General features: G+C 54.7%; 6 protein-coding genes. 3 read left to right on the plus strand and 3 right to left on the minus strand.

The genetic code is table 11. From position 1 onward, the window contains the following. Positions 1-152 precede the first annotated feature (152 nt). Both EA408_06155 and EA408_06160 read right to left on the minus strand, forming a co-directional pair. Entirely contained in the window at positions 153-1,160 is a 1,008-nt protein-coding gene (locus EA408_06155) for a glycosyltransferase family 4 protein (GenBank protein ID TVR72744.1), read from the minus strand. Next, positions 1,160-3,370, minus strand: coding sequence for a hypothetical protein (locus tag EA408_06160; GenBank protein ID TVR72745.1), 2,211 nt, complete (start codon positions 3,368-3,370; stop codon positions 1,160-1,162). Before EA408_06160 ends, EA408_06155 begins: the two co-directional genes overlap by 1 nt. A 232-nt stretch (positions 3,371-3,602) precedes the next feature. On the opposite strand from EA408_06160, the gene EA408_06165 reads away from it, so the two are divergent. Next, positions 3,603-4,163, plus strand: a complete 561-nt coding sequence (locus EA408_06165; protein ID TVR72746.1) for a LemA family protein — start codon at positions 3,603-3,605, stop codon at positions 4,161-4,163. Positions 4,164-4,340: 177 nt separating this feature from the next. Further along, the gene (locus EA408_06170; protein TVR72747.1) at positions 4,341-5,288 is read left to right on the plus strand and encodes a DUF3137 domain-containing protein; all 948 of its coding nucleotides are present in this window, start codon (positions 4,341-4,343) and stop codon (positions 5,286-5,288) included. A 199-nt stretch (positions 5,289-5,487) separates the two neighbouring features. Here EA408_06170 and EA408_06175 read toward each other — a convergent pair whose 3' ends face one another. Then, positions 5,488-8,181 (minus strand): endonuclease MutS2, encoded by a 2,694-nt coding sequence (locus EA408_06175; GenBank protein ID TVR72748.1) that lies wholly within the window; start codon positions 8,179-8,181, stop codon positions 5,488-5,490. A gap of 87 nt (positions 8,182-8,268) precedes the next feature. Between EA408_06175 and EA408_06180 the strand changes: the two genes are divergently transcribed. Further along, a complete protein-coding gene (locus EA408_06180; GenBank protein ID TVR72749.1) occupies positions 8,269-10,302 on the plus strand; it encodes a methionine--tRNA ligase in 2,034 nt (677 codons plus the stop codon). Positions 10,303-10,628 lie beyond the last annotated feature (326 nt).

The raw sequence follows: 10,628 nt of genomic DNA on the forward strand, positions 1-10,628 counted from the left end.
CACTGAACCTGCAGCACTGAACCTGCAGCACTGAACCTGCGGCACTGAACCTGCGGCACTGAACCTGCGGCGCTGAACCTGTGGCACTGAACCTGTGGCCCGTACCAAAATCCGCACCTGCTACCGGAGCGGGATATGATTTTGCCAGACAGTTATCCCAGGATCTTACGGTAAACCTCCAGGTAACCGGCCGCCATCCGTTCAAGGCTGAAGTTTGCCATTGCCCGCTCCCGGCATATTTGCCGGGACAATTCTCCGGTGCGCCCTACAAGTCCGGCAGCCTCCTCAACAGAGCCGGCAAGGAACCCGGTCTCTCCGTGACTTATCAGCTCGGGCATCGATCCGCGGTTAAAAGCAATTACCGGGGTGCCACAGAACATGGACTCAGCCACACTCAGTCCGAACGGCTCCTCAAAATTAATGGGATGCAGCAGCGCCAGGGCGCCGCCGAGAAGCTCATCACGCTTTTGCGGATCAGCACTGCCGAGGTAAACCACCTGTTTGCCGTCAATAAAAGGCTCAACCTTCTCCCGGTAATAGTCTTCATCCTGCACAATGCCTGCAATCAACAGCTTCATCCCGGCCAGCCGGGCTATCTGGATCGCCTCGTAAGCGCCCTTGTCGTGATGAATACGGCCGAAAAAGAGAAGATAATTGCCATGCTCCTCCCTGAAGGTGAACTGCGACGGATCAATGCCATTGTAAACAGTTGCAATGTATTCAAGCTCACTGCTTCGGTCGGAGTTGCTTATCGACACGTAATGCACCCTGTCGTTATACCTCCTGTAAACGGGAATGATCCTGGGCGATGAAAAGCCGTGTATAGTGGTCACCATAGGTGTAGCGACCAGGCGCGACCAGGCCAGCGGCAGAAAATCGAAGTTATTGTGTATAAGGTCATACTCCCCGGCTCTCTCCATTAAATGGGATATGTGCATGCATTCGGCAACCTTGGCATCAATGCTTCTGTCCTCCTCGTAGCCTTTATCAATTATATATTCAAGCTTCCCGGGGTTCCCGGAGTCGCCGGTTGCATAAAGTGTCACATCCACTCCCAGAGCCGCCACCCCGCTGGCAATATTCCACGCCACCTGCTCCCAGGGACCATAGTGCCTGGGCGGGGTCCTCCATGCTACCGGCGAAAGGATTGCTACTCTCATCAGAACCTTAAATTATACTTCAACTTTAACCTCAGCGCACTCTCCGATACCGTAAACCTCTCCATCGGGTCGCTTATGTTCGAGTTCCACGCCACAAGCACTTCGCGGCCCGGCCTTATGATCCACCTGAACCGCGTCTGCCACCCTGCTGTTTCGGTAACATCGTCGTACTGCACAAAGGTATGCATATTGATTCGCGGACTGAACAGGATATTCATTATCAGCCTGTAAATTCCTACATCTATATCCCTTTCGGGGAAGGAGAGGTAGCTCCTCTCCATCTCGGCGCTCACGAAAAGGTTTACAAATACCTGCCAGCCGGCGGTGAGTTCCCATGTGCTCCTTTCACCGCTCCAGAAGTCACCCCATGAATATGAAACAGTTCCCCACAGGTCGCGCTGCCTGGCCGAATTGAGCGTTAAAGTGCTGGTGCTGAACTGGTACTCGCCCACCGGAATCAGCACCTGCCCCAGCAGGTTGAAGTCCCCGAAAAGATATTCATACGTGAATTTCCTTCGTGCCAAGGCCGATTCACCGCTGGTAAATGTGATCCATAAAGGTATCAGGTCGATCTCCCTTGTCTGCAGCACCCCGTCAAGGCCCGATATATGGTCAATGCCAGCCATCGAAAGCACCCGTAGCAATCCCCATCTTCCCGGTCGGGGCCCTACTCCGCCGGCAAGATAATACTCACGTATGCCCCGGCGGGGAACGAAACCCATACCGGCATTAAAATCATCGTCAATCTGCAGAAAACCGGCGCGACCGTAAAACAGGTCATTCGGGAAGTTGAGTTCGGCTCCGAAGGCGCTGGCCAGTTGCCTCTCCTCTCCCGGTGGAGATGTAACAGACTGTAGTCCGTAAGCAGTAAAGCTCAGATTCTTATCGCCGCCGAGATTAGATGTCGCCAGCCGCGTGTCAAGCCCGACCAGGCCATTGCCCCCTTCGCCGGTAGCATTGCCCAGGGTGGCGATCATACCTGCCGACGATTGCCTGCCAAGGTTTCTGGAGACCCGTGCCACCGAGTAGTTTCTGTTGTCAAACTGCTTCTCCTGCAATATATTCATCACCCCGATGTTCCACGGCCCCGCCTGTCCGGTAAACCTGCCGCCTGCATGGATTGAAAGCGGTTCTCCGCCTGCATCAAGCCCCATCCTCCTGCTGAAAAAGGGGATAAGCCTCCGCGAATAGGGGTTTTCAACCTCCCCGGCTATGCCGAAATTGAAATAGTTTGCCCCGTCAAGGAAAAAGTCCCTCTTCTCAGGAAAGTGCAGGCTGAACCGGGTCAGGTTTATCTGCCTGGTGTCAGCCTCCGTCTCGGCAAAGTCGGTGTTGAGCGTCAGCACTCCGCGCATACCGGGGGTAACCTGGTAGAAAACATCGACTCCGGCATCACCGGTCAGCGAACTGCCTCCGCCGGCGTTACTGTCATGTCCACCAAAGGCCCAGGGATTGATATCAAGTCCGACCCCCTGGCTAATTCCCTCAAGTCCGTGCATCAACCCTGCGTCAGACACCTGGAACCGGTGATTGTTGAGATTTGCGGTAGGCCAGTAGACAGCCTCCTGGTTGCGCCTTATATACCTTATGAATTTAATTCCCCAGGTGGAGAGGCCCGGATCAAAATTTATGGTATTGAAAGGCAGCGCGATCTCAGCCTCCCAGCCATGCGGCTGTATAGAGGCCCTGCCGTCCCACAGCCCCTGCCACTCACGGTTAAATGCCTGTCCGTTTGCGCTTATCACCGCATCGCCTATCGAGCCGCGGGGACCTATCTGGAACCAGTAAGCGCTCCTGCCGTCGAGGTGGGTATCAATAATTATCTGAATTCGGTCATCATTGCTCAGGTTGGCATCCCGGGCCATCTCCCTGCCAATTACCCTCCCGGTATCGTCGTAGCAGCGTACGCCTATATAGAGATAATCATCGTCATATAAAATATAAAATTCTGTGCGCTGGGTGGCAGGAGCGCCGTTATCCGGTTCTCTCTGGACAAATTCGGTAACAGGAACAGCCTGGCTCCACACCTCATCTGAAAGCACCCCGTCAATAACCGGCGGTACTGATGTCCGAACCGCAACTGCCTCAGGCTGTGCCTGCACTGATCTGACCGGCAGAAGTAACAAAACCAACAGCAACAACAAAGCCCTCACAAACAGCAGGGCCGGCATGTACACCAGGGCCGGCGTAAACAACAATACTTTCTTCATCAGAACCCCTAGTTTAAAGTCTCCCCGGCAAAACTAACATTTGCATCCAATATTCCTGCAAAAGGTTGCAATATTTAACAGTAAACTGTTTTACTGACAGCTTAACTGGCAGAAAAAAGATTATCTTTACTAAACTGTTTTACCCGGCGATCATCAGGCCCTGCCGGCACCAGCCGGCTACAGCCGATGACGGGGGTAACCAGGCCATTTACTAACCCAACAAAACAACAACATGCTTATACCGGTACTAATAATCGCGGGAGTGCTGCTGCTATGGCTGGCGCTCAGCTACAACAGCCTTGTGTCTAAAAGGAATGCGGCCGACAAGGCATTTGCCAGCATCGATGCCATGGCAAAAAAGCGCTACGACCTGATACCCAACCTTGTCTCCACTGTCCAGAATTACATGAAGCACGAAAAGGAGACGCTTACACAGATCACAGAGATGAGGGCCAGGGCTACCTCGGGCAATATATCAGAAGAGGAGAAGATCGATTTGGACCAGAAGGTCTCCCGCGCTGTTTCGGGCATCATGGTGGCCGTTGAGAACTACCCCGATCTCAAGGCAAGCACAAATTTCATGCAGCTTCAGGGAGCCCTCAACGAGGTGGAGGAACAGCTCTCGGCAGCCAGGCGCTTTTTCAACGCCGCGGTAACCGACCTCAACAATGCAGTGCAGATGTTCCCAACGAACATCGTGGCCTCAATGTTCAACTTCAAAACCCGAAAGCTGTTCGAGATAACCGAGCAGGAGAGGCAGAATGTCGATGTAAAGGCCCTCTTCTCATCCTGATACGGAATCTGCCGCATTAACGGGCGGCCGGGCACCTGGCGGAGCCTCTCGCCCTCTAAAGCTTAAGGGGGCATCGCCCCGCGGTCCTGACCGCCAACAAAAATTGCAGGTGTCGTATAAGCCTTGCGACCAGGATAAGACGGCCAGGCAAGAGAGAACAACCGTAACCCGACCATTATGAAAACACTGGAAGAATTCGAAAATTATTATAATAAATCACTCAAAACCGACCTGGTAAACCTTGATGCCAGGAGGAAACAGGTGGTAAAGCGTTTCCTGATATCCCTCTTTGCCATCTTTATTCCCTCGATGGCAATCTTTATCCTTACCGGGCTTTATGTGGGGATAGCAGCCAGCGTTATTGCATTCATCATCCTGCTTTTCTTCTGGGTAAGGGACAAGCTCTTCGTGAAGGATTTCAAGGAGCAGGTGATTAACCGCATTGTCTATTTCATCAGTCCCGACCTCACCTACGATCCCAAAGGGCATATCAGCCTCTCAGAGTTTGTTACCAGCCGCCTCTTTCTGACTTCTGTCGACCGCTACAATGGCGACGACCTGGTTTACGGGACGATCGACAAGACCGAATTCCGCTTTTCAGAGTTCAAGGCCGAATACAAACAGGTGACGACCGACTCGAAGGGGCGTACACGAACCAGCTGGCACACCATCTTCAGGGGTATCTTCTATATAGCCGATTTCAACAAGGAGTTCACCGGATCTACCGTGGTGCTGCCCAACGTGTTCGGCAACCGCTTCGGGTTCATGAAAAAGCTCATGGGAGCCACCCGCAGGGAGAAGCTTGTCAAGCTCGAAGATCCCGATTTCAGCAGGCAGTTCAACGTTTACAGCGACGACCAGGTAAAGGCCCGGTACGTACTCTCCACATCACTAATGCAGAGAATTGTTGATTTCAGGAAAAAGCACAAAAACAACGTTTACCTGTCGTTCGTCGACTCTAAGATGTACCTGGGCGTCAGTCACAACAAGAACCTTTTCGAGCCCAATTACCTGCGCTCGCTGGTGCGTTTTGACGTGCTGAGGGAGTATTTCGACGACCTGGTGCTTGCCGTCGGTATTGTAGAAGATATGAACCTGAACACGCGCATCTGGACCAAAACGTGACGGCAGCCCGGCAACCTCCTTCCGGAACCGCCGCGGGATATCGGTTCAGAGAACCTCCTTCCGGGACCCCGGCGGGCAATCCCTACCGGGGTCCCGGAGCAGCACTCCTGACACCTGCGTTAACCACCCGGGGCCACCGCGGCACATCTGTTCCGGGAATCTCCTTACGGCAGCCATGGCCACCGATACCGGGCCGGCCTCACCCCTCCAGCTCAACCAGCGTGATCCCTGTGCCGCCGAACCTGATGTCCTCGTCCCTGAATGAACGTACCGGGGGGACTGTCGCCAGGTAGTCCCTTATGATCTGCCTCAGTATGCCATTGCCCTTGCCGTGAAGTATCTTCACCTCGGCGGCGCCAACCATCAGGGCATCATCGATCAGCCTGCTCACCACATCGAGCGCCTCATCGGCACGCATGCCCCGCACATCCCTCTCCGGCTTGAAGCTGAGCTTCTTGTCCCTTATCCGCTGAACGGTAGAACCACTCACACCGCTGCCGGAGCCGCCACCCGTTCCGCCTGCCATACCACTGCCTGCCCCGCTACCTGTATCACCGGCCCTTCCGCCGCCGGCACCACCGCCGGAACTGCCCGCCGAACTGCCCGCAGACCCGCCGCCTTTCTGTAACTTCCTGGCCTCACCCCTGCTCAGCTTCTCCAGCCTGCTCTCTTTCACGGTGGTTATCATGTTGCCGAAGGCCACCATCACGCTCTTCCCTCCAGCCTCAAGAACCTCTCCCGTAATATCGCGCCCGGTAAGCCTCACATAATCACCGGCCCTTATCACCCTGTCATCCTCTTCGCCGCCCCGACCGCCTTTACCACCGGTGCCACCTGCACCGGCCCGGGCTCCCGGACCACGTGAATCGCTCTGATCACCCTTACCACCGGGGCCACCAGCATCCAGGCTGCCTGCCTCCCGTTCCTTCCTTTTCCTGATCCTCTCCTTCTTTGCCCTGATCTTCTCCATCTTTCTTTCGACAGTGTCATCGCTAATGTCTCCCGTCGCATCCTTTACCGAGCCCTTCAGTTCCTCAACCTTCTCCCGTGCAGCTTTCGTCCTCTCCTTTTCGGCCTGTGCCTCCCTTATCTCCCTGATAGTGTTTTCAATCTGCTTGTTCACCGTGTCAAGCAAAGTCCTGGCCTCCTCTTTAGCCTTTGCCACGATCTCTTTCCTCTCCGACCTGGCTGCCCCGAGCTGCTCTTCATACCGCTCCAGGTCCTTCTCCAGCTTCTTTTCAAGCTGCCTGATGCTTTTTCGCTTGCGGTCCCAGTAATGCTTGTCCCTTATAATATCCTTCAGGTGCCTGTCGAAATTGATATGGTCCTCGCCCACCCTGTCCGATGCCGCCTTCAGTATCTCCTCGGGTATGCCTGTCTTGCGCGCTATCTCGAAGGCAAACGAGCTGCCCGGCTTGCCTGTCTCCAGCCTGAAGAGCGGCTCCATTGCACCTGTGTCAAACATCATGGCGCCGTTCATTATGCCGGGCGTTGAAGCCGCAAAATGCTTAAGGTTGGTGTAGTGGGTGGTTATCACCCCCCAGGTGCCCCGGCGGTTCAGCTCATCCAGGATCGCCTCGGCAATGGCCCCGCCAATCATCGGCTCGGTGCCGGCGCCGAACTCGTCAATCATTATCAGTGTACGGGTACCGCTTTCGCGGATGAAATGTTTCATGTTCAGAAGGTGCGAGCTGTAGGTGCTCAGGTCGTTCTCTATGCTCTGCTCATCGCCAATGTCGATAAAGATGCCCTCAAAGATACCCGCCTCCGAGTTCTCCGACATCGGCACCAGCATGCCGCACTGCAGCATGTACTGAAGCAGTCCAACCGTCTGCAGGCACACCGACTTGCCCCCCGCGTTGGGCCCGCTTATCACCAGTATGCGGTTTTCACCGTCCAGCTCAATGTCGAGCGGCACTGTCTCCCTCTTCTCGCGCGAGAGCGTAAGCCACAGGAGCGGGTGCAGGGCCTGTTTCCAGCTCAGTACCGTCCCTTCACTGAGGACCGGTTTCACACCGCCAACCTTTTTGGCAAACATCGCCTTGGCCCTGATAAAATCTACCAGTCCCAGATACCTGAACACCTCCAGCAGCTCGTCCACGTATGGGCGCAGCGCATCGGCAAACTCTTTCAGTATCCTGTGCACTTCCCGGCGCTCTGCATACTCCAGTTCCCTTATCTCGTTGTTCAGCTCCACCACCTCGGCCGGTTCAATATAGGCGGTCTTGCCGCTGGCTGACTCGTCGTGTATAAAACCTTTTATCTTTCGCTTCACCGATGCATTAACTGGTATCACCAGCCGCCCGTCCCTTACTGCCACCCCGGCATCAGGCTCAGCCAGCCCTTCACCCTGGGCCTTTTTCATTATAGCCTGTATCCGTTTGGATACCGATGCCTGCTTGTCGGCTATCCCCCGCCGTATGCTCAGCAGCTCAGGGGAGGCATTGTCCTTAATCCGCCCCTCTTTCGTCAGCAGGGCTCCAAGCCTTTCCCTTACAAAGGCAGGGACAGCAGCCATGGCAGCGAGAGCTGTCAGTGCGGGATAGCTTTCGGCGTTTTTACCACTGAACCAGTTTATCAGTCCCCTCGCCGTATCGAGCGAACGTTTGAGCTCAAACAGCTCAACGGCCTCCATAAAGGTGCCCTCCACCCTCAGCTTTTTCAGTCCGGGAGTTACATCACCAATATTGCCAAGCGGAAAATTATCGGCGAAAAGGAGTATATGCCTGAACTCCTCTGTCTGGTTTAGCCTCAGGTCAATATCCTCAAAACCGGTAAGGAACTTCATTGCCGATACGTGCTCCCTGCCGAGGCTGCTGATGCACAGCCCGGCCACCATCTCGCGCACGGCGGCAAAACCGGTCTTCTCATCAAAACTTTGCGGGTATATCATCAGCCTTTTTTGAGTTTGCAAAGTTAACACCAATAAAGTATTTTTGTGCGGTCTGTGAGGACTATATTAAAAAGCAGCTACCATAAAATGACAAAATTCAAGCGACACCTTATCACCTCGGCCCTGCCCTATGCCAACGGGCCTCTTCATATCGGACACCTGGCAGGCGTTTACGTGCCGTCTGACATCTACACCCGCTACCTGCGGCTGCGGGGCGAAGATGTGATCCACATCTGCGGATCCGATGAGCACGGCGTGCCCATAACCATCAAGGCCAGGCAGGAGGGGGTCTCACCAGGGGAGATAATTGACCGCTACCATGAGATAAACAAAAAGGCGTTCGAGGATTTCGGGATATCGTTCGACATCTACTCGCGCACCTCAAACGCCATCCATCACGAGACCGCCTCCCGGTTTTTCAGGACCCTGTATGACAAAGGCGAGTTCCTGGAGAAGACCACCCCGCAGTATTACGATGAGGAGGCAAAGGTGTTCCTGGCCGACCGTTACATACAGGGAACCTGTCCCCACTGCTCCAATGAGAGCGCTTACGGCGACCAGTGCGAGAAATGCGGCACCTCGCTCAACGCGACCGACCTTATCAACCCCCGCTCTACCATCAGCGGCTCACAACCCGTCATGAGGGAGACAAAGCACTGGTACCTGCCGCTCGACAAGTACGAGCCGTTCCTGAAGAAATGGATCCTCGAAGGGAAGAAGCACTGGAAGTCCAACGTGTACGGCCAGTGCAAATCGTGGATCGATCAGGGACTGCAGCCCAGGGCGGTGAGCAGGGACCTCGACTGGGGCGTTCCCCTTCCCCTCGAAGGGACCGAAGGAAAGGTGCTCTACGTTTGGTTCGACGCCCCCATAGGCTACATCTCGGCCACCAGGGAGCTGACGCCCGACTGGGAGAAGTACTGGAAAGACAAGGAGACCAGGATGATCCACTTCATCGGCAAAGACAACATTGTGTTCCACTGCATCGTGTTCCCCTCGATGCTGAATGCCGAAGGGAGCTATATACTGCCCGACAACGTGCCGGCAAACGAGTTCCTCAACCTCGAGAACGACAAGATATCTACTTCGCGCAACTGGGCGGTGTGGCTGCATGAGTACCTTGAGGATTTCCCGGGCCGGCAGGATGTGCTCAGGTACGTGCTGTGCGCCAATGCACCGGAGACAAAGGACAACGACTTTACCTGGAAGGATTTCCAGGCGCGCAACAACAACGAGTTGGTGGCCATTTACGGGAACTTCGTGAACAGGGCCATGGTGCTTACCAGCAAATATTTTGACGGGAAGGTACAAGAGAGGGGCGAGCTGTCTGCTTACGACAGGGAGGTGCTGGATACCATGCCGGCAATACGCAAACGGCTTGAAGAGAGCCTCGACCAGTTCCGTTTCAGGGAGGCGCTCAAAGAGGCTATGAACCTGGCACGGCTGGGCAACAAGTACCTGGCCGACACCGAGCCCTGGAAGATATGGAAGACAGACCCCGGCAGGGTTGCCACGATCATGAACATCTCAATACAGATATCGGCGGCCCTCACGGTGCTCACAGAGCCGTTCCTGCCCTATTCTGCAACCCGACTCAGGGAGTTCCTCAATATTGAGCCGATCGGATGGGACCGGGCAGGCGAAAGCGACCTGGTACCGGCAGGGCATGTTATCGGGGTCGGGGGACTTCTCTTTGAGAAGGTGACCGATGAGCAGGTGGAGCAGCAGGTGAACAAGCTGCTGGCCACCAGAGAACAGAACAACGGTAATGTCAATGAGCTTCCCCCGGCAAAGGAGAATATCACCTATGAGCAGTTCTCGGCAATGGATATCCGCACCGGCACAATACTTTCCGCCGAAAGGGTCCCGAAAACAAAGAAGCTGCTCAGGCTGACCATCGACACCGGCATCGACACCCGCACGGTGGTATCGGGCATTGCCGAATTTTTCGAACCCGAAAAGATAACCGGCAAAAAGGTCTCCGTTCTCGTCAACCTTGAGCCAAGGAAGATAAGGGGCATTGAGTCGCAGGGTATGATACTGATGGCCGAAGACACGGAGGGGCAGCTGGTGTTCGTCTCCCCTGACGATGAGATCGGCAACGGCTCAGTAGTAAGATAGTAAGGGGCCTCATCCCTGCCCGTTCGGTTTCCTCCAAAATTGCTGCTATCCAATGGTTTTGTGTGCGGCCGCTGAAAGCATTCCGCCCGCCCCGGTTTCCATGCCAGGCTGGCTTTTATCTTCAGTTGCGGCCTTTTTTGCAGAAAATATCCGTATATTAGTGTTTTACATGCTAATAAACCTTGCCGGATGATAAAACCAGAGGAGCAGTTCATCCTTTCAGGCGCCAGGATAGAACCCTTCCAACCGGATATTGACCGGATGAACGGGTTGATTTCAAAGATATCGGACTGGAACTACCTTGCCATTCTTGCCATTAATAACGG

The sequence above is a fragment of the Marinilabiliales bacterium genome (genome assembly GCA_007695015.1).
Lineage (GTDB): Bacteria > Bacteroidota > Bacteroidia > Bacteroidales > PUMT01 > PXAP01.